Source organism: Streptomyces sp. NPDC058864 (assembly GCF_042742985.1).
Classification (GTDB): domain Bacteria; phylum Actinomycetota; class Actinomycetes; order Streptomycetales; family Streptomycetaceae; genus Actinacidiphila.
This window is the reverse complement of sequence record NZ_JBHYMQ010000038.1, coordinates 12,612-38,259: the sequence shown is the minus strand read 5'-3', so window position 1 is coordinate 38,259 and position 25,648 is coordinate 12,612. Positions and strand designations below refer to the sequence as shown.

The window sequence follows — 25,648 nt, the reverse complement described above, 5'->3', positions numbered from 1 at the left end:
GCGTCCGGCTGGTGCGCGTACGCGGTCGTGGTCACGGCTGTTGCGGCGGGTGCTCTCGGCCTTGAAAGTAACCGAATGTGATTGCTTGATTACTTTCAAGAGTCGGTAAATGGAGAGTAATGCAGACAAAGGGCGTGTGGATGAGGATTCGCCCGAACGGGCGAACGATTACCCGGTGAGGGTGAACCGTTCGCCCAGGACGAAGCCGGGGTCGACCTGCGAGGCGAGGTCCGCGCCGGTCCGTGCGTTGCCCCAGCTCTCCGCGTTCTTGAGGTGGAAGTGGACCATCTGGCGGGTGTAGCGCTCCCAGTCCCGGCGCTCGTACGAGGCGTCCGCCGCCTCGCGCATCGACCGCAGCGCGGCGCGGTTGGGCTCCTCCAGGTCCGCGAACCGCGGCGGGCGGCCCTTCTCCATGGCGCGGACCCAGTCCGAGTGCCCGACGGTGACCAGCAGGTCGTCGCCCACGTGCGAGCGCAGGAAGTCCACGTCGTCCGGCCCCTGCACCTTGTTGCCGACGACGTGCAGGGCGACCCCGAAGTCCCGGGCGTACTCCTTGTACTGGCGGTAGACCGCCACCCCCTTGCGGGTCGGCTCGGCGACCAGGAACGTCATGTCGAAGCGGGTGAACATCCCGGAGGCGAAGGAGTCGCTGCCGGCCGTCATGTCGACGACGACGTACTCCCCGCGGCCGTCGACCAGATGGTTGAGGAACAGTTCCACCGCCCCGACCTTCGAGTGGTAGCAGGCCACCCCCAGGTCGGACTCGTCGAAGGGGCCGGTGACCATCAGCCGCGCCTCGCCGCAGTCGAGGGCGACGGGCCGGGCGCAGGCGGCGTAGACCGGGTTGTCCCCGGTGATCCGCAGCAGGCGGGAGCCCTCGCCGGGCGGTGTGGTCTTGATCATCGTCTCCGCGGACGCGATCCGCGGGTTGACGCCGCGCAGGTACTCCTTGATCTCCGGGAGGTGGGCGCCCATCGCCGGCAGGGCGGCGGCCTCCTCCTCGTCGAGGCCGAGCGCCGGGCCGAGGTGCTGGTTGATGTCGGCGTCGACGGCGACGACGGGGACGTGGGCGGCTGCCAGGTGGCGGATGAAGAGGGAGGACAGCGTGGTCTTGCCGCTGCCGCCCTTTCCGACGAAAGCGATCTTCATGTTCGTTAAGCGTAGTGAGGGGGCCGCTCTCCCGCGGCCTCCGCCGCCGGAGTTCACCCGTCGGTGGACATCCGGGCCCCTTCCGGGCCGCCGGCCGGGACGGTGCCGGCCTCCGCGGTGCGCGTGAGGATGCCCACTCGCCCACCGGCGTGCCGCCGGGGGTGCGTAGGGTCGTGGGTATGGGTACGACAGCAGATCCGCTCGCCGTCCTCGGTTCGCTCCCCGGTGTCGCCGAGTCGGTGGACTCCGTACGGAAGGCCGTGGACCAGGTCTACGGGCACCGGGTGATGCGCCGCCGCTCCAACGAGGTGTCCTCGGAGGCGGCGCTGCGCGGCGCCCGCGGCTCCGCGGCGCTTGCCGGCGCCGACTGGGCGCTCGAAGAGGTGCGCAGGCGCAGCGACTTCTCCTCCGACGAGGAGTCGCGCGCGGTGGGCGCCGCGCTGCGGCTCACCGCCGAGTCCGGCCAGTTGCTCTCCGTCTGGCGGCAGTCTCCGCTGCAGGCGCTGGCCCGGCTGCACCTGGTCGCGGCCGGCGGCACCTCGCCGGACGAGACGGTCGGCCGCCCGCGGCAGGCGGGCGAGAAGGTCGAGGAGCCGCTCCTGGACGTCGCCGAGTTCCCGCTGCCCGAACCCCCCGAGGTCGTCGCGCGGCTCGACGGGCTCGCCGACCTGCTGCTGTCGGGCAGCGAGGCGCCGGCGCTGGTCGTCGCCGCGGTCGTGCACGGCGAGCTGCTGTGCCTGCGGCCGTTCGGCTCGTACAACGGACTCGTGGCGCGGGCCGCGCAGCGGGTCGTCCTCGTCGGGAGCGGTCTGGATCCCAAGTCCATCTGCCCGGCGGAGGTCGGCCACGCCGAACTCGGGCGTGCGGACCATCTGAAGGCGCTGCGGGGCTACGCCTCCGGCACGCCCGACGGCATGGCGGCCTGGATCTCGCACTGCGGGCAGGCCGTGGGCCTGGGCGTGCGGGAGAGCGTGGCGGTCTGCGAGGCCCTGCAGCGCGGCGCCGCGTAGGCACCGCCCCGGACGCGGAACTTCCGGACACAAGGCTGCGGCGGCACCGCGCGGGTGCCGCCGCTGGCATGGCCGTCGGGTTACCAAGCGTGCACGATATCTGCCCATCAGGTCGGGAGCTTTGCCCGTCACCTGGTGCGGCCGGCCCGGTCAGCGGGTCTGCGTCGCGTGGGTTCCCAGCTGTCATGCTCCGGTCCGTGGGGCCTGATTCGACGGGGTTCCTCGCGGAAGTCCGTGGTCTCGCGGGCCGTAAAACCTTTGTACTGCACCTTCGGGAGAACCGGAACCCCTCGCCGCGGTTCTTTGCATACGGGGTCTGATCAGTGCGATCCGCCCGAAAGGTGTGCTCGGGTGCTTATCAGGACAGCGCGGGCCTGCGCCGCCGGGCCGCGTACCAGACGAGTCCCGCCGTGGCGGCGGCCGCGCCGACCGCGGCCAGCGCCAGCACCGGCCCCGAGGGCATCGTCAGCGCGGGCACCCGCTGGTGCAGCCTGACCGGGCGGCTGAAGGTGAGCATCGGCCATTCGCGTGACGCCGCCTCCCTGCGCAGCCCGCGGTCGGGGTTGACCGCGTACGGGTGGCCGACGGACTCGAGCATCGGGACGTCGGTCACCGAGTCGCTGTAGGCGAAGGAGCGCTTGAGGTCGTATCCCTCGACCGCGGCGAGCTCCGTGATGGCCCGGGCCTTGGCCGGTCCGTAGACGTAGTGCTCGATCCGGCCGGTGTAGCAGCCGTCCTCGACGGCCATCCGGGTGGCGATGACGTGGTCCGCGCCGAGCATCTCGCCGATGGGCTCCACGACCTCGGCGCCCGACGCGCTGACGATGACGACGTCGCGGCCGGCCAGGTGGTGTTCCTCGATGAGGGAGGCGGCCTCGTCGTAGATGATCGGGTCGATGAGGTCGTGGAGGGTCTCGGCCACGATCTCCCGCACCTGTTGCACGTTCCAGCCACGGCACATGTCGGAGAGGTACTTTCGCATCCCCTCCATCTGGTCGTGGTCCGCGCCGCCGAGCAGATAGACGAACTGGGCGTACGCGGTCCGCAGCACGGCGCGGCGGCTGAGGAGGCCGCCCTGGTAGAAGGGCCTGCTGAACGCCAAAGTGCTCGACTTGGCGATCACCGTCTTGTCGAGATCGAAGAACGCGGCGGTGCGCGGCGACAGGTGGTTTTCCACGAGGACGAGCATAGGGACCCACCATTCGGCGTAAGCTCCTGCGCGTGGGTTTGCCTGAGAAGGCCTTCGGGTACACCATGGAAGTCACGGATCGTTCGCGACCGTGCTAACCCGGTCTGGCTCCTCCCCCCCCGAGTCGGACCGTGGGGACGACCCCCGCTCTCCCCCCCGGCGGGGGTCGTCGCATGTCCGGGGGCATATTCAGACCTTGAGTCCGTACGCGCCCGGCATGTGACCGGCCCCCCGCGGCTTCCGCGGGGGGCCGGTCTTTTTCCGTGTACGGCTACGGTGAGTCACGGATCACATTCGTTGCGCTGCCCGGTGGAAGCCACTCGGGCGGGTGGCGGAGATATCCACAACGGCCTGGTTATCCACGGATTACGACCAAGATCATCAGGTTTCGGCGACTCGCGAGACTCTGGCGGCAAATGCCGCGCCGGAGATGTGTCCGGTGCATGTGCCCGATACCGACGGCACGGGCCGGAACGAGCGAGGGGGACGTCGTGGTCGCCGAATCATTCAACGGTGAAACAAAAGGAACGCGTGAAGGGCGGGTCTCCGGGCGGACATCGGGACGGCCGCGAGGAAAGGACGATCCGGGCGGTGGCCCGCTCATCGTCACCGAGGACGGGGCCCTCCTGGACGACCTGCTGCGTCTGTGCGCCGCGGCGGGCGCGGAGCCGGAGGTCGCCTTCGGGGTCCCGCCGGCGCCCGGCAGCTGGGATGCCGCGCCACTGGTGCTGGTCGGCGCCGCGGACACCCGCCGTGTGCCGGGTACGGCACGCCGCCGCCGGGGCGTGCTCCTCGTCGGCCGCGACCTGGACGATCCGGAGGTGTGGCGCCGCGCCGTGGACGTCGGCGCCGAGCACGTCGCCTTCCTGCCCGACGCCGAGACCTGGCTGGTCGACCGGATCGCCGACGTGGCGGAGGGCGCCGGCGAGCCGGCCCTGACGATCGGGGTCGTCGGCGGCCGCGGCGGAGCCGGGGCCAGCACCCTGGCCTGCGCGATGGCCGTCACGGCCGCCCGCTCCGGACGCCGCACGATGCTCGTCGACGCCGATCCGCTCGGCGGCGGACTGGACGTGCTGCTCGGGGCCGAACGGGTGGGCGGGCTGCGCTGGCCCGACCTCGCGGAGTCCCGGGGCCGGGTCAACAGCGGGGCGCTGGAGGAATCGCTGCCCCGCACCCACGCCCTGAGCGTCCTCAGCTGGGACCGCGGCGACACCGTCGTCATCCCGCCGCAGGCCATGAGGTCGGTGATGGGTGCCGCCCGGCGGCGCGGCGGGGTGGTGGTCGTCGACCTGCCGCGCCGGATGGACGAGGCCGTGGCCGAGGCGCTCGCCCAGATCGACGTCGGTCTGCTGGTCGTCCCCGCGGAGCTGCGCGCGGTCGCGGCCGCCGGCCGGGTCGCCTCCCGGATGGCCATGGTGCTGCGGGACCTGCGGGTCGTCGCCCGGGGCCCCTTCGGCTCGGGGCTCACCGACGAGACGCTCGCCGAGCTGGTCGGACTCCCGCTCGCCGGTGAACTACCACCGGAGCCCGGCCTGCCCGCCGCCCTGGACGGCGGCGAGGCGCCGGGTGGCAGTGGCCGGGGCCCGCTGTCCGGGTTCTGCTCGGCCTTCCTGACGGCGGCGCTGCACGGCGGCGGGAGCGTGGCCGCATGAGCGCCGACGTCATGACGCCCGCCCTGCTCGACGCGGTACGGCTGCGGCTGGCCGCCTCCGGTGACGAGCCCACCCCGGCGGGTGTGGCCGCCGCACTGCGGGCACAGGGCCGGCTGCTCGGCGACACCGAAGTGCTCGACGTGGTGGCCGCCCTGCGTTCGGAGATGGTCGGTGCCGGGCCCCTGGAGGGGCTGCTCGGCGAGCCGGACGTCACCGATGTGCTGGTGAACGGGCCGGACGAGGTGTGGGCCGACAGGGGCGCCGGACTGGAGCGCACCGAGGTGCGGTTCGCGGACGCGGCGGCCGTGCGCAGGCTCGCCCAGCGGCTCGCCTCCGCGGCCGGCCGGCGGCTGGACGACGCCCGGCCCTGGGTGGACGCCCGGCTGCCGGACGGCACCCGGCTGCACGCCGTGCTGCCACCGGTGGTGGTCGGCGCCCCGTGCCTGTCGCTGCGGGTCGTCCGTACCCGCGCGTTCACCCTGGACGAACTGGTGGCCGCGGGCAGCATGGACGGTGGCACGGCCGCCCTCCTGCGGGCCGTGCTGGACGCCCGCCTGTCGTACCTGGTCTCCGGCGGCACGGGATCGGGCAAGACCACGCTGCTGAGCTGCCTGCTCGGCCTCGTCCCGCCGGGTGAGCGCATCGTCCTCGCCGAGGACTCCGCGGAGCTGCGGCCGCGCCATCCGCACGTCGTACGGCTGGAGACCCGGCCCGCCAACCAGGAGGGCGCGGGGCTCGTCACCCTGCGGGACCTCGTACGGCAGGCGCTGCGCATGCGGCCGGACCGGTTGGTGGTCGGCGAGGTGCGCGGCCACGAGGTCCTGGACCTCCTGGGAGCGCTCAACACCGGCCACGAGGGTGGCTGCGGGACGGTCCACGCCAACGCCGCGGGTGATGTGCCCGCCCGGCTGGAAGCGCTGGGCGCCGTGGCGGGTCTGGACCGGGCCGCGCTGCACAGTCAGTTGGCGGCCGCCCTGTCGGTGGTGGTGCATCTGGTGCGGGACCGATCGGGCCGGCGCCGGGTCGCCGAGATCCACGTTCTCGAGCGCGGCCCGGATGGGATCGTCGGCACGGTCCCCGCCCTGAGCGGCGGCGAACGCGGCCCCGGCTGGGGCAGGTTGGCCGCGCTCTGCGAGAGGGGGCGGGCATGAACGCCGTGGTGCTCCTCGCCGCCCTGTGCGCGGGAGCCGCCGCATGGGTGGTGTGCGCGCGGGACGAAGTCCTGCGCAGGGCACGGACGTTGCTCAACGGCGCCTCTGAGGCCCGTGGGGCGTCCGGTGGACTCCCGGGGCCAGGGGGCCTCGAAAGTCGCCTCAGTGGGCTGCTGGAGCCGTTCCGGGTGCGGTTCGGCTGGCGCCTCGGCCGCGAAGTGCTGTTTCTGCCGGGCGGGTTGGTCGTGGGAGCGGCCGCCGGATCGGTGCTGCCGGTTCTGTTGGGGGCGGTCGCGGTGCCGCTCGGCGGGCGGTGGCTGCGCGGGCGGGAGCGGCGCGCCGATGTGGAACGGCGGGCCGTGGCGGTGGGCGCGCTGTGCGCGGCGGTCGCCGGCGACCTGCGGGCCGGACTGGCCCCGTCCGCCGCGCTGGCCGGTGCGCTGGGCCGCGAGGGCTGGCCGCAACACCCCGGCCTGTCGGACGCCGCGCTGCCGTTGCTGGCCGCCGCCCGTTTCGGCGGCGACGTGCCGGCGGCGCTGCGGGCGGCCGCCCGGCTGGAGGGCGCCGAAGGGCTCTCCGGAGTCGCCGCGTGCTGGCAGGTGGCGGTGGACGGTGGCGCGGGGCTCGCGGACGGCCTGGACCGGATCGCGGCCGCCCTGCGTGCCGAACGCGATCAGCGCGAGGACCTGAGGGCCCAGCTGGCGGCACCCCGCTCGACCGTGGCGCTGCTGGCCCTGCTGCCCGTCTTCGGACTGGTCCTGGGCACCGGGCTGGGAGCCGATCCGCTGGGCACTTTGCTGCGCACTCCTGCCGGTCTCGGCTGCCTGGTGGCCGGCGGGCTCCTGGAGTGGGCCGGGCTCGCCTGGACGGCGCGCATCGTCCGGACCGCGGAGGGCGGGTCATGAGCGGCGACGCCGTCCACAGGCTGGGGATCGTCCTGGCTTCCATGGCCGCTGTCCTGTGTGCCGCGGGTGCCCTTGCCGCCGCCCGGAGGGAGCGCGCCACGCGGCGCAGGCTCCGGCTGCTCATGGGGACGGTGCCCCCTGCCCGGTGGTTACGCGGGTGGCCTGGCGCGGCTTCGGTCCGGGAGTGGACGCCGGTCGCCGGGGTCGCCCTGGGTGCGTTAGCCCTGGTCGGCGGTGTCCCCGGTGCGGCGGCCGGACTCGGCGCCGCGTGGGCGATACGCCGCCGGCAGCGGCGGCCCCGGCCCGCGGGGTCCGCGGAGCAGTCCCGGTCCGCGCGTCAACTGCCCCTGGCGGCCGATCTGATGGCCGCCTGCGTCGCGGCCGGGGCGGGGCCCCGCGAGGCCGCGGAAGCCGTCGGGCCGTCCCTCGGAGGCCCGCTCGGGGAGGCGCTGACCCGTGCGGCCGCCGAACTCCGCCTGGGTGGCGATCCCGCGCAGTGCTGGGGCCGGCTGGACCGGCTCGGCTGCCGCGAACTCGCCCGCTGCATGGAGCGCGCCACCACGACGGGGGTGCCGCCGGTCGAGGAGATCGCACGCCTCGCCGCCGGGTGCCGCGCCGAGCACGCCCGTTTCGGGGCGGCACGCGCCCGCCGCGCCGGAGTGCTGATCACCGCCCCGCTGGGGCTGTGCTTCCTGCCGGCCTTCCTCCTCGTGGGGGTCGCGCCGGTGGTGATGGGGCTGGCGGGGGCGATCCTCGCCGGCACGACGAACTGAAGGGGGATCCCATGCGAGTCATGCGTTGTCTGAGGAAACTGAGCCGCCGGTGCCGTACCGGCGAGCGCGGGATGACCACGGCCGAGTACGCCGTGGGCACGCTGGCGGCCTGCGGTTTCGCGGCCGTGCTCTACAAGGTCGTCACCTCGGGTGCGGTCAGCGCCGCACTCGGCGGGCTCATCAAGCGGGCCCTCGATGTCGCGTTCTGAACGCCGGCGCGACGCCGGCTACGTCACGGCGGAGGCCGCGGTGGTCATCCCGTCGCTGGTGTTCCTCACGGCGCTGCTGCTGTGGGGACTGGCCGCGGCGGCCGCCCAGATCCGCTGCATCGACGCCGCGCGGGCCGGAGCCCGCGCGGCGGCCCGCGAGGAACCCGACGGCGCGGTGCTGCAGGCGGCCCGCGCCGCGGCTCCCGCCGGGGCCGCCGTCTCGGTCCGCCGGGGCGGCGACCTGGTCCGGGTCACGGTCGAGGCCCGCTCCCTGTCCCTCACGCTCCGCGGCGAGGCGGTCGCCGCCGCGGAGGGAACGGGGGAGGGGCCGTGAGCCGGCGAGGGGGCGACCAGGGCTCCGCGACGGTCTGGACGGCCCTGCTGGGGGCGCTGCTGGCGCTGGCCGCCTGCGCCGTCCTGACGTTCGGCGCCGCCGTCGCCGCACGGCACCGCGCGGGGGCCGCCGCGGACCTCGCCGCGCTCGCCGCCGCCGACCATGCCCTCCGGGGCCGCACGGAGGCCTGCGCCGTGGCGGGACGGGTGGCCGCCGCCCAGCACGCCCGGCTGGTGCGCTGCGCGGTCAGCGGTGAGGTCGCCGACGTCACGGCCGCCGTCGGGCCCGCCCGGGTCCGTTCCCGGGCCGGGCCTCAGGACTCCGGATCCGGGGCGGGCGCGGGCACCGCGGGGCCTGGCACCGCGGGGCCGGGCTCCGAAGGGCCCTCCGTCGCGAGGAGCACGTCGAGCAGACGTACCGCGGCCTGCTTGTCCAGCGGGTCGTTGCCGTTGCCGCACTTGGGCGACTGCACGCACGAGGGGCACCCGAACTCGCACTCGCAGGAGGCGATCGCCTCGCGGGTGGCGGTGAGCCAGCTGCGGGCGGTGCGGAACGCCCGCTCCGCGAAGCCCGCACCGCCGGGATGGCCGTCATACACGAAGACGGTCGGCAGCCCGGTGTCCTGGTGGAGCGGCACGGAGACACCGCCGATGTCCCAGCGGTCGCAGGTGGCGAAGAGCGGGAGGAGGCCGATGGAGGCGTGCTCGGCGGCGTGGAGGGCGCCGGGCAGCTCCTCGGGGTGGATGTGCGCCGCGTCGAGCTGATCGTCGGTGACCGTCCACCACACGGCGCGGGTGCGCAGGGTGCGGGGCGGCAGGTCCAGCTTGGTCTCGCCCATCACCTCGTTGGTGATCAGCCGGCGACGGAGGAAGGAGACGACCTGGTGGGTGACCTCGACGGAGCCGAAGTGGAGGCGGGCCTCGCCCCACTCCTCCACCAGGTCCTCGTCGAGCACGGAGATCGCCGTGGTGTCGCGGGCCATCGTCGAGTACGGCGGGTCGGCCTGTTCCACCAGCGCGACGGAGTCCTCCAGGTCCAGGTGCCGGACGAGGTAGGTGCGGCCCTGGTGCAGGTGGACCGCGCCCTCGTGGACGGTGGTGTGCGAGGCGCCCGCGTCGACGGTGCCGAGCAGGCGCCCGGTCCCGGCCTCGACCACCTGGACGGGCTTGCCGCCCTCGCCGCGGATGTCGGTGAGGTCGGCCGCCCGCTCCCGCCGCGTCCAGTACCAGCCGCCCGCGCGGCGCCGCAGCAGGCCGCGGCGCTCCAGCTGGGGCAGCAGCCCGGCGGTCGCCGGCCCGAAGAGGTCCAGGTCGTCGTCGCCCAGCGGCAGCTCGGCCGCGGCGGCGCACAGGTGCGGGGCGAGGACGTACGGGTTGTCGGGGTCCAGCACGGTGGACTCGACCGGACGGCGGAAGAGGGCGTCCGGGTGGTGCACCAGATAGGTGTCCAGCGGGTCGTCGCGGGCGATCAGCACCGCCAGCGCCCCCTGAGCCGACCGCCCCGCGCGGCCCGCCTGCTGCCACAGGGAGGCCCTCGTGCCCGGGTACCCGGCCAGGAGCACGGCGTCGAGCCCGGAGACGTCCACACCCAGCTCCAGGGCCGTTGTGGAGGCCAGCCCGAGGAGCCGCCCGGTGTGCAGGTCACGTTCGATGGCCCGGCGCTCCTGGGGCAGGTAGCCACCCCGGTAGGCGGCGACCCGGCGGGTGAGCCGGCGGTCGACCTCGGCGAGGCGTTCCTGGGCGATGACGGAGATCAGCTCCGCCGCCCGCCGGGAGCGTACGAACGCCACCGTGCGGGTGCCGTCGAGCACCAGGTCCGTCAGCAGGTCGGCGGCCTCGGCGGTGGCGGTGCGGCGCACCGGTGCGCCGTGCTCCCCGCTGAGCTCGGTGAGCGGGGGCTCCCACAGAGCGAAGGCGACCTCGCCGCGCGGGGAGGCGTCCTCGGTGACCTCGGCGACGGGCACGCCCGTCAGCCGGGTCGCGGTGGCGCCGGGGTCGGCGGCGGTCGCGGAGGCGAGCAGGAAGACGGGATCGGCACCGTAGCGGGCGCAGACCCGCCGCAGCCTGCGTATGACCTGGGCGACGTGCGAGCCGAAGACGCCCCGGTAGCTGTGGCACTCGTCGATCACGACGTAGCGGAGCCGCCGGAGGAAGGAGGACCACCGGGAATGACCCGGCAGGACACCCAGATGGAGCATGTCGGGGTTGGTGAGCACGTAGTTCGCGTACTGACGGACCCACTCGCGTTCCTCGAACGGGGTGTCGCCGTCGTAGACGGCCGCGCGCACCGCCTTGCCCAGCGGGGCGGCGAGCTCGGCCACGGCACGCCGCTGGTCGGCCGCCAGGGCCTTCGTGGGCGCGAGGTAGAGCGCGGTGGCGCCCCGGCCGTTCGGCGCCTCGGAGCCCTCCAGGAGGGCGCTGAGGACCGGCACGAGGTACGCCAGGGACTTGCCCGAGGCCGTCCCGGTGGCGACCACCGCGGAGGTGCCGGCGAGGGCGTGGGCGGCCACCTGTGCCTGGTGTTCCCACGGCCGTTCGATGCCGCCGGCGCGAACCGCGTCGATCACCTCCGGGCGGATCTGATCAGGCCAATCGGCATGGCGACCCGCCCGTGGGGGCAAGTGCTCCGTATGGGTGATGCGCGCGGCCCTGCCCGCCCCCGTGGCAAGCCGCTCCAGGAGGGCGACGGGGGAGGTACGGCCGTGCGCCGACTGCGGAAGATGATCCTGAGCCATCGGCACTCAGTGTGTCACTGGCATGACGGACAATCGCCGTAAGGCGTCGTGCATGCCCGCTGGTAAGTGATTGAATGCCATCGCGGCTGCCGATCCATGGGGGGCGACCGCTCGATGCAAGGTGCTGGAGGATCCGTGGACCTGTCCCTGTCGACTCGAACCGTCGGCGACCGTACGGTCGTCGAGGTCGGCGGCGAGATTGATGTGTACACCGCACCCAAGCTGCGCGAGCAGCTGGTGGAACTCGTGAACGACGGTAGCTACCACCTGGTCGTGGACATGGAAGGCGTGGACTTCCTGGACTCGACCGGACTGGGCGTGCTGGTCGGCGGGCTCAAGCGGGTTCGCGCGCATGAAGGCTCGCTGCGCCTGGTGTGCAACCAGGAGCGCATTCTCAAGATTTTCCGTATCACCGGCCTGACCAAGGTGTTCCCCATCCACACCTCGGTCGACGAGGCCGTCGCGGCGACCGATTGACGTTCGGCGCCGGACCGCGGGGCTCCGGGCGACGCCGACGCCCGGGCCCCTGTGTTGCCCGCCCACAGGCACGAGGGGGAGGCCATGCCCACCGTAGAACTGCTCTTCAGCGCACTGCCGGAGCACGTCCGCACCGCACGACTGGTGGCGGCTGCGGTAGCCCGCAGGGCAGGGGTGGACGAGGCCGTCCTCGACGAGGTCCGGCTCGCCGTCGGTGAGGCGTGCAGCCGGGCCGTCGGGCTGTACCGCAGCAGTGGTACGGACCGGCCGGTCCGGGTGGTGCTGACCGAGGAGGAGAAGAAGTTCTCCATCGAGGTCGGCGACAAGTCCCCCGAGGCGGACGACCGCCCCGCGGACGCCGCCAGTGTGCCCTCGGCACGCGGTGACAGCCCCGCCGAGCACCCCGAGCCGCTTCCCGACGGCTCGTCCTCCTCGCCCGACGCCTCCGAGGCGGAGGACGAGGGCCAGATGGGCCTGGCGGTCATCAGTGGCCTCGTCGACGACGTCGAGGTCTTCTCGGGAGAGTACGGCGATGTCATCCGGATGAGCTGGCCGCTGAACCCGGCCGCGCTCTCCTAGCCGCTCCGCCCCCCTCACGCGCTCCTGCCGAGCTGCCTGCGAGCTTCCGCCGCAGGTCAGCTCGGCGTTCGCGTATTCACCCGGTGGTTGATCCACTTACACGGTGACTGTTCACCTTTTCCGGTGATATCTGTGGGCGATCTCCTTTGCTATATCCCCGGCCTCGGCGAATTTCGTTTCCTGCGCCCTGTTTTGATCTAGTTCGGCTCCCTACAATCCGTCCATCTTTGCTCAGCCCACAAGCCTGAGCGTCGCGGCTGCTAAGTCGCCGGAGCCGCGCGCCCACGTGCCAAACGTCAAGGAGGACGAATGGCGGGGCCACTCACCCCTCACCTGCAGGACATCGCTCAACCCCTGGCCGCATCACCCGTACTGACCGACGGCAACCGCAATCTCGTGTTCGTCATCGTGGCGGTGGCACTCGCCGCACTGGTGCTCGCCGTGGTGCTGGTACGTCAAGTGCTCAGTGCCGACGAGGGCACCGACAGCATGAAGAAGATCGCGGCTGCCGTGCAGGAAGGCGCAAACGCCTACCTCGCACGGCAGTTCCGCACTCTGGGAGTTTTCGCGGTCGTCGCGTTCTTCCTGCTCATGCTGCTGCCCGCGGACACCACGTCGCAGCGCATCGGCCGAAGCGTGTTCTTCCTGGTGGGCGCCGGATTCTCGGCGGTCACCGGCTACATCGGCATGTGGCTGGCGGTGCGCAGCAACGTCCGCGTGGCCGCGGCCGCACGAGCCGCGACCCCGGCGCAGGGTGAGCCCTCGGCGGACCTGACGACCGTCTCGCACCGTGCGATGAAGATCGCCTTCCGCACCGGCGGTGTGGTCGGCATGTGCACGGTGGGCCTGGGTCTGCTGGGTGCCTCCGTGGTCGTGCTGGTCTACAAGGCCGACGCGCCCAAGGTGCTGGAGGGCTTCGGCTTCGGTGCCGCGCTGCTCGCGATGTTCATGCGTGTCGGCGGCGGCATCTTCACCAAGGCCGCGGACGTCGGCGCCGACCTGGTCGGCAAGGTCGAGAAGGGCATCCCCGAGGACGACCCGCGCAACGCCGCCACCATCGCGGACAACGTCGGCGACAACGTCGGCGACTGCGCCGGCATGGCGGCCGACCTGTTCGAGTCGTACGCCGTCACCCTGGTGGCCGCGCTCATCCTCGGCAAGGTCGCCTTCGGCGACTCCGGCCTGGCCTTCCCGCTGCTGATCCCGGCGATCGGTGTGCTCACCGCCATGGTCGGCATCTTCGCGGTGGCCCCCCGCCGCAAGGACCGCAGCGGCATGACCGCCATCAACCGCGGCTTCTTCATCTCCGCGGTGATCTCGCTGGCGATGGTGGCCGTCGCGGCGTTCGCGTACCTGCCCTCGACGTACGCGGAGCTGGCCAACGTGCCCGGCGACATCGCCTCGCACGGCGGTGACCCGCGCATCCTCGCGCTGGTCGCGGTCGCCATCGGCATCGTGCTGGCGGCGCTCATCCAGCAGCTCACCGGCTACTTCACCGAGACCAGCCGGCGCCCGGTGCGCGACATCGGCAAGACCTCGCTGACCGGGCCCGCCACGGTCGTCCTGTCCGGCATCTCCGTCGGCCTGGAGTCCGCCGTGTACTCGGCCGTCCTCATCGGCCTCTCGGTGTACGGCGCCTTCCTGCTGGGCGGCGCCTCGATCTGGCTCGCCCTCTTCGCGGTGGCCCTGGCCGGCACCGGTCTGCTCACCACCGTCGGTGTGATCGTGGCCATGGACACCTTCGGCCCGGTGTCCGACAACGCCCAGGGCATCGCGGAGATGTCCGGTGACGTCCACGGCGAGGGCGCCCAGGTGCTCACCGACCTGGACGCGGTGGGCAACACCACCAAGGCGATCACCAAGGGCATCGCCATCGCGACCGCCGTGCTCGCGGCGACCGCGCTGTTCGGTTCCTTCAAGGAGGCCGTCGACACCGCGGTGCGGGAGGCGAACATCTCCGCCGGCGACCTGCGATGGCTGGACCTGGACATCTCCCAGCCGAACAACCTGGTCGGCCTGCTGCTCGGTGCGGCTGTCGTCTTCCTCTTCTCCGGGCTGGCCATCAACGCCGTCTCGCGGTCCGCCGGTTCGGTGGTCTTCGAGGTGCGCCGGCAGTTCCGCGAGCGGCCCGGGATCATGGACTACACCGAGAAGCCCGAGTACGGGCGCGTCGTCGACATCTGCACCAAGGACGCGCTGCGCGAGCTGGCCACGCCCGGTCTGCTCGCCGTGCTCGCCCCGATCGCCGTGGGCTTCGCGCTCGGCATCGGCTCGCTGGGCTCGTACCTCGCCGGGGCCATCGGAGCGGGCACGCTCATGGCGGTCTTCCTGGCGAACTCCGGCGGTGCCTGGGACAACGCGAAGAAGCTCGTCGAGGACGGCCACCACGGGGGCAAGGGCAGCGAGGCCCACGCCGCCACCGTCATCGGCGACACCGTCGGCGACCCGTTCAAGGACACCGCCGGCCCGGCCATCAACCCGCTGCTCAAGGTCATGAACCTGGTGGCGCTGCTGGTCGCTCCCGCGGTGGTCCAGTTCTCCTACGGCGACGACGCCAACCTCGGCGTGCGGATCGGCGCCGCGGCCGTGGCGCTCCTGGTCATCGTGATCGCCGTCTACATGTCCAAGCGCCGCGGTATCGCGGTCGGGGACGACGAGGGCGTCGGCACCGGCCAGGACGACAGCGAGAGCACGAAGCGGTCGGCCGACCCGAACGCGACGGCGACGGTCTGACGTAGCGTGAGCTCATCCTGATGCGGCGGCGGGCGTCATCCTCCGGGGTGGCGCCCGCCGCCCGCGCGCACGTCAGATGCATCACCGAGTTCTTGGTTCATAAGGGGCAATAGTGGACACATCGAGTGGAAGCGATGTGGCCCGCGGACAGGAGCCGTGTAGGTTCCGGGGCCGTGAAGAACAAACTCGCGACTGCGCTGTCCGTCACGGCTGTGATCCTCGCGACGGGGTCGCTGTCGGGATGCGGCGACGGCAACAAGGAGCTCGACGCCTGGGCGAAGACGGTCTGTGACCAGGCCGCCGCCCAGGTCAAGAAGATCAACGACGCGAACACCCACATCAGCAACACCCCCAGCAACGCCGAGCCGAAGGACGTCAGGAGCGCCGACTCCACGGCGTTCGGGCAGATCTCGGACGCCTACAAGGCGCTCGCCGGGATCGTCGGCAAGGCCGGCGACCCACCGGTCGACGACAACGGCACCAAGCTCAAGCAGGACGCGGTCAGCGACCTCAACTCGCTGTCCACCGCGTACGCGAACCTGCGCAAGCAGGTGGACGCGCTGCCCGTCTCCAACCAGGCGAAGTTCGCCGACGGGCTGAAGAGCGTCTCCGACAACCTGGCCAAGGTGAGCAAGAGCGGCGAACAGGCGCTCGACACGCTGCGCCGGGGCGAGGTCGGCCAGGCCATGGCGAAGCAGCCCGGCTGCCAGGACTCCGGCGCCAAGCCCTCGAAGTCCTGACCGCCCGAGGGCGGGTGGGGCCCGCCGGGCACCCCTTCGGGGGTGACAATGGCAGCGTGAGTACGCAGCCGCCCCCGCATCCCCTGCCCGCCCCCGACCGCGCCGACCGCCTCCGCGACGCGCTGCGCGCCGCCGCCTTCACGGCCGACGGCTGCCTCGACCTGCTCGGGGCGACCGCCTACGCCGCGCTCTCGCGGGCGGAGACCGTGCCCGCGCTGCGCGCCACCCGCGGCGGCAGCCCGCTGGAGAGCCTGGTGCGGCTCTTCCTGCTGCAGCAGCCCGTCCCGTACGCCCGGCTGCGCGACGTGCTGCCCCTCGACGCGGCCCTCGAGGACGGCTGGCTCGTCCGGGACGGCGACGAGGTGCGCGCCACGGTGGACGTCCGCCCGTACGGCGGCGACGGCGGCGAGGACTGGTACATCGTCTCCGACCTCGGCTGCGCCGTGGGCGGCGCCAACGGCATCCGTACGACGCCCGGCGTGGACCGCGCGGACCTGGTGCTGGGCGTCGGCGGCGCGTCGACCACCCTCGCCGGGATCACCGTCCGCACGCCCGTGGCCCGGGCGCTGGACCTCGGCACCGGTTCCGGCATCCAGGCGCTGCACGCCTCCCGGCACGCCACCCGGGTCACCGCGACCGACCTCAACCCGCGCGCCCTGCACTTCACGCGGCTCACCCTCGCCCTGTCGGGCGCTCCCGAGCCGGACGTCCGGCAGGGCAGCCTCTTCGAGCCCGTCGGCGACGAGCGCTACGACCTGATCGTGTCCAACCCGCCCTTCGTCATCTCCCCGGGCAGCCGCTTCACCTACCGCGACGGCGGCATGGCCGGCGACGACCTGTGCCGGACCGTCGTACGGGAGGCGGCCGACCACCTCGCGGAGGGCGGGTACCTCCAGTTGCTGGCCAACTGGGAGCACACCGAGGGCGAGGACTGGCGTGACCGCGTCGCCGGCTGGGTGCCCGCCGGCTGCGACGCGTGGATCGTGCAGCGCGAGGTGCAGGACGTCACGCAGTACGCGGAGCTGTGGCTGCGCGACGGCGGCGACCACCTGGCCGGGCCCGAGGCGTACGCCGCCCGCTACGACGCGTGGCTGGACGCCTTCGAGCAGCGCAAGACCAAGGCGGTCGGCTTCGGGTGGATCACCGTGCGCAGGACCGGTTCCGAACGGCCCGTCGTCACCGCCGAGGAGTGGCCGCACCCGGTCGAGCAGCCGCTCGGCCCGCACATCGCGGCATGGTTCGACCGCCAGGACTTCCTGCGTGCCCACGACGACGCGGCACTGCTCGACGCGCGCTTCCGGCTGGCGGACGAGGTGGTGCAGGAGCAGGTGGGCCTGCCCGGCGCCGAGGACCCGGAGCACGTCGTCCTGCGGGCCAACCGCGGCATGCGGCGCGCGACGCGGGTGGACACCGTCGGAGCGGGCTTCGCGGGCGTCTGCGACGGGACCCTGACGGCGGGTCGGATCCTGGACGCCATCGCCCAGTTGCTCGGCGAGGACCCGGTGGTGCTGCGGGACCGCACGCCGGAGGCGATCCGGCTGCTGGTGGAGCAGGGCTTCATCGAGCCGGTGTGAGCGGGAACGCGGCGGCCCGCCTCCGCAGCGGAGAGCGGAGGCGGGCCGTCGGGGTGCGTCGCGGGGATCAGCCCTGCAGGACGCGGCCCTTGGAGTCCGTGCGGTCCTTGCTGGTGAAGAAGAGGATCGCGTCGATCAGGGACCAGAAGCCGAGGCCGCCGCAGGTCAGGAGCTGCGCGATGGCCATGCCGGTGTGTCCGGTGTAGAAGCGACCGATGCCCAGGCCGCCCAGGAAGAGCTGCAGCAGACCGGCGGTGATCTTCGACTTGTCGGACAGCGGACGGCCGGCCGCGTCGTAGCCGTGCGGGGCGTCAGTGGTGGGCGTGGCCATGGAGGTCGCTCCTTGCGCAAATGGGGACGAGCAGGCAGGAGCGCACGTTTCCTCAGGATCCGGCCCCCCGCCTCGGATGGCCAAATACTTACATCAGAAAACGACATCCGTCCCACTGATAAACAGACGTCACGGAAATGTGATCGCCGCGTTGTCAAACCGCGTTGCGTACGACGGCCCAGGTCACGGCGATCCCCAGGACCGCCATCTGCGCACGTCGTCCCAGCGTGGGGCGGTAGGAACGGCCGCGCAGCCCCTCCGTCACCCACCGCGCGTACAGATAGAGGGGAAAGGGGCTCGCCAGGAGCAGCAGCGCGTTGTCGTGGAGGGCCGCCGGGAGGTCGCCGTGCATCAGGTCGTAGACCATGCGGGTCGCACCGCAGGCCGGACAGAGCAGCCCCGTCACGAAGTTGAAGGGGCATCGGGGCAGCCAGTGCCCCTCCTGGTGCGGGTCGGTGCCCCACAGGTAGGCGGCGCCCGCCGCGCCCGCGACGAGCGACGCCACGGGGGCCGTGACCGGTCGTGCGGCCACGGCCCTGAGGCGGTTTCGGGTCGGGGAGGTCATCGTCCTCAGCTGCGCAGGATCCGGCCCTGGGAGTCGGTGCGGTCGTTGCTCGTCAGGAAGAGGATGCCGTCGATGAGCGCCCAGACGCCGAGGCCGCCGCAGGTGAGGAGCTGCGCGATGCCGATGCCGACGTCGCCCACGTAGAAGCGGCCGATGCCCAGGCCGCCCGCCAGCAGCTGCAGCACGCCCGCCACGACCTTGGACTTGTCCGACAGCGGACGGCCGTACATGTCGTAGCCGTACGGGGCGTTGGGATCGCCGGTGTAGGCGCCCTGGGGATAACCCTGCTGCGGGTAGCCCTGCTGCGGGTAGCCGTAGCCGGGCTGCTGCCCGTAGCCGCCGGGGCCGGCCGGGGGCTGCTGCGGGTAGCCGTAACCGTCCTGCCTGGGCTGGCCGTACGGGTTGTTCGGGTCGGACATCGTGGGACTCCCCCTGAGAGAACGTTCGGTGTGTCCGGACATCTTGTCAGGCGAGTCAAGACGGTCGGGGGCGAGGAACGGGGGAACGGGGAGGGCCGGTGGACCGGGCCGGTGGACGGGCGGGAGCGAAAGGATTCGGCCAGGCCCTTTCGGGCGGAGTTCACCGTGAGTTCTTCCTCGTGTCGCCCCGGCGTGCGAATCTCCGTGGCTGCGGGGGCATCGGTCGTGAGCAGATGAGGGATCCGGGGGCATGTACATGGAAACCGCGCCAGGGATCTTCGCCGGGACGGTCTTCGCGGTTTTCGGGGCAGCCCTCCTGGCCTGGACCGTCACCCGGTCGCTGAGGCACCTGCCGGTGGTCCATGAAGGCGGCCCGGTGTCGGCCGCCGTGGCAGGTTTCTTCGGGGTCGTTTCGCTTCTTGTCGGGGTCTGGCTGTTCCTGATCCTCTGAGCTGGGCAAATCGGACATGGGCGGCAGTCCGTGCGGCAGACAGGACGCTTGTCGGGTTACCGTTCGAGTGGCGTTGCGGACTTTTCCCGTTTGACACGGGACCGGGATGTACGGTCACACTCCGCAGCGAGACCACCTTCGACCCGGAGAGAAGAGCGAAGTTGTCCCCGACCCGCGAGACCGCACAGGGCAGCGGCCGCCGACTCGTGATTGTCGAGTCGCCTGCCAAGGCGAAGACGATCAAGAGCTACCTCGGCCCCGGCTATGTCGTCGAGGCCAGCGTCGGGCACATCCGCGACCTCCCGAACGGGGCCGCCGAAGTGCCGGCGGAGTACAAGGGCCAGCCGTGGGCGCGGCTCGGCGTCAACGTCGACAGCGAGTTCCAGCCGATCTACGTCGTCAACGCGGACAAGAAGGCCCAGGTCAAGAAGCTGAAGGACCTGCTGAAGGAGTCCGACGAGCTCCTGCTCGCCACCGATGAGGACCGCGAGGGCGAGGCCATCGCCTGGCACCTGCAGGAAGTCCTCAAGCCCAAGGTCCCGGTCCGCCGGATGGTCTTCCACGAGATCACCAAGGACGCCATCCAGGAAGCCGTCCGCAATCCGCGCGAGCTGAACCAGACCCTCGTCGACGCCCAGGAGACCCGCCGCATCCTCGACCGCCTCTACGGCTACGAGGTCTCGCCGGTCCTGTGGAAGAAGGTCATGCCGCGCCTGTCGGCCGGCCGCGTGCAGTCCGTCGCCACCCGGCTCGTCGTCCAGCGGGAGCGCGAGCGCATCGCCTTCCGCTCCGCCGAGTACTGGGACCTGTCCGCGACCTTCGCCACCGGCCGGGCCGGTGACGCCACCGACCCGGGCACCTTCGGCGCCAAGCTCAACGCCGTCGACGGCAAGCGCGTCGCCCAGGGCCGTGATTTCGGGTCGACCGGGCAGCTCAGGGAGGGTGCCGGCGTCCTCCACCTGGACGAGGCCGCCGCCCGTGCGCTCGCCGCCGCCCTGGAGGGCGCCGCCTTCTCCGTCCGGTCGGTCGAGTCCAAGCCGTACCGCCGCTCGCCGTACGCGCCCTTCCGCACCACGACCCTGCAGCAGGAGGCCAGCCGCAAGCTCGGCTTCGGCGCCAAGGCCACCATGCAGGTCGCCCAGAAGCTGTACGAGAACGGCTTCATCACCTACATGCGTACGGACTCCACGACCCTGTCGGAGACCGCCATCGCCGCCGCCCGGGCGCAGGTCACCCAGCTCTACGGCGCCGACTACCTGCCGGACAAGCCCCGCGTCTACGCCGGCAAGGTCAAGAACGCCCAGGAGGCGCACGAGGCGATCCGCCCCTCGGGTGATCGTTTCCGCACCCCGGCCGAGACGGGCCTGACCGGCGACCAGTACCGCCTGTACGAGCTGATCTGGATGCGGACCGTCGCGTCCCAGATGAAGGACGCGGTCGGCCAGTCCGTCACCGTCAAGGTCGGCGGCCGCGCCACCGACGGCCGGGACGTCGAGTTCTCCGCCTCCGGCAAGATCATCACCTTCCACGGCTTCATGAAGGCCTACGTCGAGGGTGCCGACGACCCCAACGCCGAGCTCGACAGCAGCGAGCGCCGGCTGCCCGCCGTCGCCGAGGGCGACGCCCTCAGCGCGCGGGACATCACCGCCGACGGCCACTCGACCAAGCCGCCCGCCCGCTACACCGAGGCCTCGCTGGTCAAGGAGCTGGAAGAGCGCGAGATCGGACGTCCGTCGACCTACGCGTCGATCATCGGCACCATCCTCGACCGCGGCTACGTCTTCAAGAAGGGCACGGCCCTGGTGCCGTCCTTCCTCTCCTTCGCCGTCGTCGGCCTGCTGGAGAAGCACTTCGGCCGGCTCGTCGACTACGACTTCACCGCCAGGATGGAGGACGACCTCGACCGCATCGCGCGCGGCGAGGCCCAGGCCGTGCCGTGGCTGCGCCGCTTCTACTTCGGCGAGGGCGAGAGCCCGGTCGGCGGTGCCGCCGACGCGGGCAACGGCGACGGCGACCACCTCGGCGGCCTGAAGGAGCTGGTCGAGGACCTCGGCGCCATCGACGCCCGCGAGGTCTCCTCGTTCCCCGTCGGCAACGGCATCGTGCTGCGCGTCGGCCGCTACGGCCCGTACGTGGAGCAGGCCGCCGAGACCGAGGGCGAGCCCGGCCGGCGCGTCGACGTCCCCGACGACCTGCCGCCGGACGAGCTGACCGTCGAGCTCGCCGAGGAGCTGCTCAACAAGCCGAGCGGCGACTTCGAGCTGGGCACCGACCCCGAGTCCGGCCACGCGATCGTCGCCAAGGCCGGCCGCTACGGCCCGTACGTCACCGAGGTCCTGCCCGAGGGCACCCCGAAGACCGGCAAGAACGCGGTCAAGCCGCGCACCGCCTCCCTCTTCAAGACGATGTCCCTCGACACGGTGACCCTGCAGGACGCGCTCAAGCTGATGTCGCTGCCGCGCGTCGTCGGCACCGACGCCGAGGGCGTCGAGATCACCGCGCAGAACGGCCGCTACGGCCCGTACCTGAAGAAGGGCACCGACTCGCGCTCCCTGGAGACCGAGGACCAGCTCTTCACGATCACCCTTGACCAGGCCCTGGCGATCTACGCCCAGCCGAAGGTGCGCGGCCGCGCCGCCGCCAAGCCCCCGCTGAAGGAGCTGGGCACCGACCCGGTCAGCGAGCGCCCCGTCGTCGTCAAGGACGGCCGCTTCGGCCCGTACGTCACCGACGGCGAGACCAACGCCACGCTGCGCCGCGACGACGACGTCGAGACGATCACGCCCGAGCGCGGCTACGAGCTGCTCGCCGAGAAGCGGGCCAAGGGCCCCGCCAAGAAGACGGCGAAGAAGGCCGTCGCCAAGAAGGCCCCGGCGAAGAAGACGGCCGCGACCAAGACGGCGGCGAAGAAGACGGCCGCCAAGACCACCGCGGCGAAGAAGACCGCGGCGGCCGCGACGACCGCCAAGAAGACCGCCGCCAAGGCCGCGACCACGGCGAAGAAGGCCGCTTCCTCGGCCGCGAAGCCCGCCGAGTAGCGCCGAGTGCCACCGTCGGGGGCCGCACGCGCGGTGCGGTCCCGGCAGGCGCCCTCCGGGACGGCACCGGGTCCCGATAGGCTGGCGGAATGACGCGATCCGAGCAGCCAACGGACACGTTCGCCGACGAACTCGAGGCCGACTCGCGGCGGCGCGCCGTGGGCGCGCTGCTGAAGATCCCACCCCTGCGCAAGCTGTGGGGCGCTCAGCTGACCGGCACCGTCGGCGACCGCCTCGCCCTGCTGGTCCTGGCCGTCCTGACGGCGCAGGCCGCCGCGGGCGCCCAGTCCTTCGGCGGCGGGTACCGCGGCGCGGCCTTCGCCGTCGCGGCCGTCTTCGGGGCGCGCCTCCTCGCCGCCCTGCTCTTCGGCGCGGTGCTCCTCGGCCCGCTGGGCTCGCTCACCGGTCCCGGCGGCGTTCTCGACCGCCGGTGGACGATGATCGGCTCCGACGTCGTACGCCTCGCGCTGCTGATCGTCGCCCCGCTGTGGATCGACTGGGTGCCGGCCGACGCCGTCGCATGGCTGCTGGTCACCGTCTTCGTCACCGGGGTGGCCGAGCGGCTGTGGACGGTCGCCAAGGACGGTGCGGCTCCCGGCCTGCTGCCGCCGGCCGCGCCGGGCGCAGGAACGGTACGCCCCCTGCCCGACCGCCTCGACGCGCTGCGCCGCCTCGACCAGCGCACCGGCTTCGTCGCCTTCCCGATCGCCGCCGCGAGCCTCGTCGTCGTCACCCTCGTCGGCAACCTGATCGGGCTCGGCGTCGACTGGTTCGGCCTCCACCAGGCCGCGCTCGCCTCCTACGTCGCCGCCGGGCTGTTCGCGGCCTCCGGCGCCGTCCTCTACCTGCTGGAGCTGCCGGGCGACCAGGCCACGCCGCTCCACTCCCCGCTGCAGGGCCTGCGCAGCAACGACCGCGGGCGCACCGGCGCCGTGCCGCTGCTCGTGCTCGGCACCGCCACCGTGGCCGGCGCCATCGCCGCCGCCGTGGCGCTCGCCGTGCTGCACGCCGCCGACCTCGGCGGCGGCCCGGTCGGCTACGGCCTCCTCGTGCTGGCGCTCACCGCCGGCCCTGTGCTCGGCATCCGGATCGCCCCGCGCACCCTCCCGGGCCTGTCGCGGCGGCGCCTGCTCGCCATCTCCATCGCCGTCACCGGTCTGGCCCTGCTGCTGACCGGCATCGTGCCCGACCCGACGACCGTGCTGCTGCTGGCGCTGCTCGCCGGCGTCGCGGCCGGGATCACCGCCAACACCGGGCACGTCCTCGTCGACCAGGAGACCGAGGAGTCCCGCCGGGCCCGCGCCACGGACCACCTGCACGCGGTCGCGCACCTGCTCATGGCGGTCGGTGCCGTCGGTGCCCCCCTGCTGGCCGGCGGTATCGGCCCGCACCGCGTCGTCAACGGGCACTTCACCTTCGACCACGGCGGCGCCGCGTACGCCCTCATGCTGATCGGGGCCCTGCTGCTGCCCGTCGCCGCGGTCGTCCTCGGCAAGACCGACGACCGCCAGGGCGTGCCGATGCGCCGCGACCTGCGCGAGGCGCTGCGCGGCGGCGACCCCGAGCAGGCGCCCGCCCCCGCCGGTTTCTTCATCGCCGTCGAGGGCGGCGACGGGGCCGGCAAGTCCACCCAGGTCGAGGCCCTCGCCGACTGGATCCGCGCCAAGGGCCACGAGGTCGTCGTCACCCGCGAGCCGGGCGCCACGGCCGTCGGCAAGCGGCTGCGTTCGATCCTGCTCGACGTCTCCAGTGGCGGGCTGTCCCACCGCGCCGAGGCCCTGCTCTACGCCGCCGACCGCGCCGAGCACGTCGACACCGTCGTACGCCCCGCGCTGGAGCGCGGCGCGGTCGTCATCTCCGACCGCTACATCGACTCCTCCGTCGCCTACCAGGGTGCCGGGCGCGACCTCGCGCCGACCGAGATCGCCCGCATCTCCCGCTGGGCGACGGACGGACTCGTCCCGCACCTGACCGTCCTGCTCGACGTCACCCCCGAGGCGGCCCGCGAGCGCTTCACCGAGGCGCCCGACCGGCTCGAGTCCGAGCCCGCGGAGTTCCACGAGCGGGTGCGCACCGGCTTCCTCACGCTCGCCGCGGCCGACCCCGCGCGCTACCTGGTCGTCGACGCGGCCCAGGAGCCGGAGGCCGTCACGACGGTGATACGGCACCGTCTCGACGAGATCCTCCCCCTGTCGGAGAAGGAGATCGCGGCCCGCGAGGAGGCCCGCCGTCAGGCCGAGGAGGAGGCCCGTCTCCGCGCGGAGGAGGAGGCCGCCCGCCGGGCCGAGGAGGAGCGGCTCGAACGCGAGCGCCAGGCCCAGCTGGAGAAGCTCCGCGCGGAGGAGGAGGAACGCCGCCGCGCCGAGGAGGAGACCGCGCGCCGTGAGGCCGAGGAGGCCGCGGCGGAGGAGGCCCGGCGACAGGCCGAGGAGGCCCGCCGCCAGGCGGAGGAGGAGCGCGCCCGCCGCGAGGCCGAGGAGCGCGTCCGCCGCGAGGAGCAGGAACGGCTGCGCCGCCAGGCCGAGGAGGAGTCCCGCCTCCGCGCCGAGGCCGAGGAACGCCGCCTGGAGCGCCAGCGCAAGGCCGAGGAGGCCCTGATGCGGGCCGAGCAGGCCCGCATCGAGGCGGAGGACGCGACGAGGACCGTCGAGACGCCCCGTCCGCAGGCCGCGTCGACCTCGTCGACCGGAGACGCGGAGACCGCCGTGTTGCGCGCCGTGCCCGTCGACGACGACACCGCGGTGCTGCCGCCGGTCAAGCCGTCCTTCCCGGACTTCACGAAGCCCGCCCAGGCGCCGCGGTCGGTCGCGCCCGCCGAGCCCGCCGACGCGGAGGAGACGGCCGTACTGCCCTCGGTCACCCCCGGCGCGGCGGACGAGACCGCGGTCCTTCCGGCCGTGCCCTCCGCTGACCGGGTGCCGCCCGGCATCTTCCGGCCCGAGACGCCCCACGCGGCGCCGCGGGACGCGGACAACGAGCGCACGCGCGAGATGCCGGCCGTCCCCGAGGAGGGGCGCAGCCCCCGCCCCCGCCCCCGGCCCTCGTGGGCCGAGGAGACCCCCCTCGACGACCTCCCCTCCCTCGCGGACGAGCTGCTCGGCCCGCGTGACGAGGACGACGACCGCGACGGCAGGGCGGACGGCTAGGCGCTGCGCTGTGCGGGCCGCTTGTCTGTGTGCGGGTAGTTTGCGCCTGCGGCGGGCGTTTTTCCCGCCCGCCCGCCCGGTGCCCCGGTTCGGTTGGTGCGGGTCGGCGCCCGGTTCGGTGGGTGGGCCGGGGGCGGGGCCTCCGGGGTGGGCATTCTGTACCGCATATTTATGTGCATGGCGGGCGGTCCGAACAGGCGCCGCTCTGCCGCACAACAAATACACGTCAGCGTCCAGAACGCCCACCCTCCCCCAGCCTTCGGCCGGGGGTGCCCCCAACTCCCCCACCCCCTCCGTATCGCCAGCGACCAACGGCCGGTGGGGGGGTGATGAAGCAGTCCGGGGTGACCCCGGATTGCTTCATCACCCCCTCCGGCCGTCATGCGCCTACTCAACGGGAGGGGGTGTGGCGGGGTGCGCCCGTGGGGGTCCCCCCGGCCGAAGGCTGGGGGAGGGCGGGCGGCGGGAAAAGAACCCCAACCGCAACCA

Annotated in this window: 21 protein-coding genes and 1 pseudogene; 16 read left to right on the top strand and 6 right to left on the bottom strand. The window is 73.0% G+C overall.

Translation table 11 applies throughout. From position 1 onward, the window contains the following. Positions 1 to 168 precede the first annotated feature (168 nt). On the bottom strand, positions 169 to 1,149 hold the full coding sequence (locus ACFW3D_RS25775) for an ATP-binding protein (RefSeq protein WP_500507531.1): 981 nt from the start codon (positions 1,147 to 1,149) through the stop codon (positions 169 to 171). 179 nt (positions 1,150 to 1,328) lie between these two features. On the opposite strand from ACFW3D_RS25775, the gene ACFW3D_RS25770 reads away from it, so the two are divergent. Further along, positions 1,329 to 2,159 carry a Fic family protein gene (locus ACFW3D_RS25770; RefSeq protein WP_500507529.1) on the top strand — a complete coding sequence of 277 codons (831 nt, stop codon included), beginning with the start codon at positions 1,329 to 1,331 and terminating at the stop codon, positions 2,157 to 2,159. A 358-nt stretch (positions 2,160 to 2,517) separates the two neighbouring features. Here the strand turns inward: ACFW3D_RS25770 and ACFW3D_RS25765 are convergent, their stop codons facing one another. Next, positions 2,518 to 3,348 carry an HAD family hydrolase gene (locus ACFW3D_RS25765; RefSeq protein WP_500507527.1) on the bottom strand — a complete coding sequence of 277 codons (831 nt, stop codon included), beginning with the start codon at positions 3,346 to 3,348 and terminating at the stop codon, positions 2,518 to 2,520. A 602-nt stretch (positions 3,349 to 3,950) separates the two neighbouring features. Between ACFW3D_RS25765 and ssd the strand changes: the two genes are divergently transcribed. The 7 genes and pseudogenes from ssd to ACFW3D_RS25730 all read left to right on the top strand — a co-directional run. Then, positions 3,951 to 5,000: a septum site-determining protein Ssd gene (ssd, locus tag ACFW3D_RS25760; protein ID WP_500507596.1), complete on the top strand. Its 1,050-nt coding sequence runs from the start codon at positions 3,951 to 3,953 to the stop codon at positions 4,998 to 5,000. Further along, entirely contained in the window at positions 4,997 to 6,151 is a 1,155-nt protein-coding gene (locus ACFW3D_RS25755) for a TadA family conjugal transfer-associated ATPase (RefSeq protein ID WP_500507525.1), read from the top strand. Before ssd ends, ACFW3D_RS25755 begins: the two co-directional genes overlap by 4 nt. Further along, the gene (locus tag ACFW3D_RS25750; protein WP_500507523.1) at positions 6,148 to 7,056 is read left to right on the top strand and encodes a type II secretion system F family protein; all 909 of its coding nucleotides are present in this window, start codon (positions 6,148 to 6,150) and stop codon (positions 7,054 to 7,056) included. The genes ACFW3D_RS25755 and ACFW3D_RS25750 overlap by 4 nt, the downstream gene beginning before the upstream one ends. Next, positions 7,053 to 7,829: a type II secretion system F family protein gene (locus ACFW3D_RS25745; RefSeq protein WP_500507521.1), complete on the top strand. Its 777-nt coding sequence runs from the start codon at positions 7,053 to 7,055 to the stop codon at positions 7,827 to 7,829. Before ACFW3D_RS25750 ends, ACFW3D_RS25745 begins: the two co-directional genes overlap by 4 nt. A gap of 71 nt (positions 7,830 to 7,900) precedes the next feature. Then, a complete protein-coding gene (locus tag ACFW3D_RS25740; RefSeq protein WP_500507519.1) occupies positions 7,901 to 8,038 on the top strand; it encodes a DUF4244 domain-containing protein in 138 nt (45 codons plus the stop codon). Then, entirely contained in the window at positions 8,025 to 8,372 is a 348-nt protein-coding gene (locus ACFW3D_RS25735) for a TadE family type IV pilus minor pilin (protein ID WP_500507517.1), read from the top strand. Before ACFW3D_RS25740 ends, ACFW3D_RS25735 begins: the two co-directional genes overlap by 14 nt. Further along, positions 8,369 to 8,650, top strand: a pseudogene (locus ACFW3D_RS25730) (Rv3654c family TadE-like protein); the annotation flags it as partial. The gene ACFW3D_RS25735 and the pseudogene ACFW3D_RS25730, both read left to right, overlap by 4 nt. A 35-nt stretch (positions 8,651 to 8,685) precedes the next feature. On the opposite strand, the gene ACFW3D_RS25725 reads toward ACFW3D_RS25730, so the two are convergent. After that, positions 8,686 to 11,106: a DEAD/DEAH box helicase gene (locus ACFW3D_RS25725; RefSeq protein WP_500507515.1), complete on the bottom strand. Its 2,421-nt coding sequence runs from the start codon at positions 11,104 to 11,106 to the stop codon at positions 8,686 to 8,688. A gap of 135 nt (positions 11,107 to 11,241) precedes the next feature. Between ACFW3D_RS25725 and bldG the strand changes: the two genes are divergently transcribed. From bldG to ACFW3D_RS25700, 5 genes are all read left to right on the top strand, one after another. Next, positions 11,242 to 11,583: an anti-sigma factor antagonist BldG gene (gene bldG / locus ACFW3D_RS25720; protein WP_018562186.1), complete on the top strand. Its 342-nt coding sequence runs from the start codon at positions 11,242 to 11,244 to the stop codon at positions 11,581 to 11,583. A gap of 84 nt (positions 11,584 to 11,667) precedes the next feature. After that, positions 11,668 to 12,162: an ATP-binding protein gene (locus ACFW3D_RS25715; RefSeq protein WP_500507513.1), complete on the top strand. Its 495-nt coding sequence runs from the start codon at positions 11,668 to 11,670 to the stop codon at positions 12,160 to 12,162. Between the two features lie 309 nt (positions 12,163 to 12,471). Next, on the top strand, positions 12,472 to 14,895 hold the full coding sequence (locus ACFW3D_RS25710) for a sodium-translocating pyrophosphatase (protein ID WP_500507511.1): 2,424 nt from the start codon (positions 12,472 to 12,474) through the stop codon (positions 14,893 to 14,895). A 173-nt stretch (positions 14,896 to 15,068) separates the two neighbouring features. Continuing rightward, positions 15,069 to 15,635, top strand: coding sequence for a small secreted protein (locus ACFW3D_RS25705; protein ID WP_500507509.1), 567 nt, complete (start codon positions 15,069 to 15,071; stop codon positions 15,633 to 15,635). A gap of 56 nt (positions 15,636 to 15,691) precedes the next feature. After that, a complete protein-coding gene (locus ACFW3D_RS25700) occupies positions 15,692 to 17,209 on the top strand; it encodes a DUF7059 domain-containing protein (RefSeq protein WP_500507507.1) in 1,518 nt (505 codons plus the stop codon). A 67-nt stretch (positions 17,210 to 17,276) separates the two neighbouring features. Here the strand turns inward: ACFW3D_RS25700 and ACFW3D_RS25695 are convergent, their stop codons facing one another. The 3 genes from ACFW3D_RS25695 to ACFW3D_RS25685 all read right to left on the bottom strand — a co-directional run bounded on the left by ACFW3D_RS25695 (position 17,277) and on the right by ACFW3D_RS25685 (position 18,524). After that, positions 17,277 to 17,540 carry a TM2 domain-containing protein gene (locus ACFW3D_RS25695; RefSeq protein ID WP_500507505.1) on the bottom strand — a complete coding sequence of 88 codons (264 nt, stop codon included), beginning with the start codon at positions 17,538 to 17,540 and terminating at the stop codon, positions 17,277 to 17,279. Between the two features lie 154 nt (positions 17,541 to 17,694). Continuing rightward, the gene (locus ACFW3D_RS25690) at positions 17,695 to 18,105 is read right to left on the bottom strand and encodes a DUF2752 domain-containing protein (protein WP_500507503.1); all 411 of its coding nucleotides are present in this window, start codon (positions 18,103 to 18,105) and stop codon (positions 17,695 to 17,697) included. A gap of 5 nt (positions 18,106 to 18,110) precedes the next feature. Beyond that, on the bottom strand, positions 18,111 to 18,524 hold the full coding sequence (locus ACFW3D_RS25685; protein WP_500507501.1) for a TM2 domain-containing protein: 414 nt from the start codon (positions 18,522 to 18,524) through the stop codon (positions 18,111 to 18,113). A gap of 250 nt (positions 18,525 to 18,774) precedes the next feature. On the opposite strand from ACFW3D_RS25685, the gene ACFW3D_RS25680 reads away from it, so the two are divergent. The 3 genes from ACFW3D_RS25680 (at position 18,775) to tmk (ending at position 25,159) form a co-directional block, all read left to right on the top strand. After that, positions 18,775 to 18,975, top strand: a complete 201-nt coding sequence (locus tag ACFW3D_RS25680; RefSeq protein ID WP_500507499.1) for a hypothetical protein — start codon at positions 18,775 to 18,777, stop codon at positions 18,973 to 18,975. A gap of 161 nt (positions 18,976 to 19,136) precedes the next feature. Beyond that, on the top strand, positions 19,137 to 22,013 hold the full coding sequence (gene topA, locus ACFW3D_RS25675) for a type I DNA topoisomerase (protein ID WP_500507497.1): 2,877 nt from the start codon (positions 19,137 to 19,139) through the stop codon (positions 22,011 to 22,013). 89 nt (positions 22,014 to 22,102) lie between these two features. Further along, positions 22,103 to 25,159 (top strand): dTMP kinase, encoded by a 3,057-nt coding sequence (tmk, locus tag ACFW3D_RS25670; RefSeq protein WP_500507495.1) that lies wholly within the window; start codon positions 22,103 to 22,105, stop codon positions 25,157 to 25,159. Positions 25,160 to 25,648 lie beyond the last annotated feature (489 nt).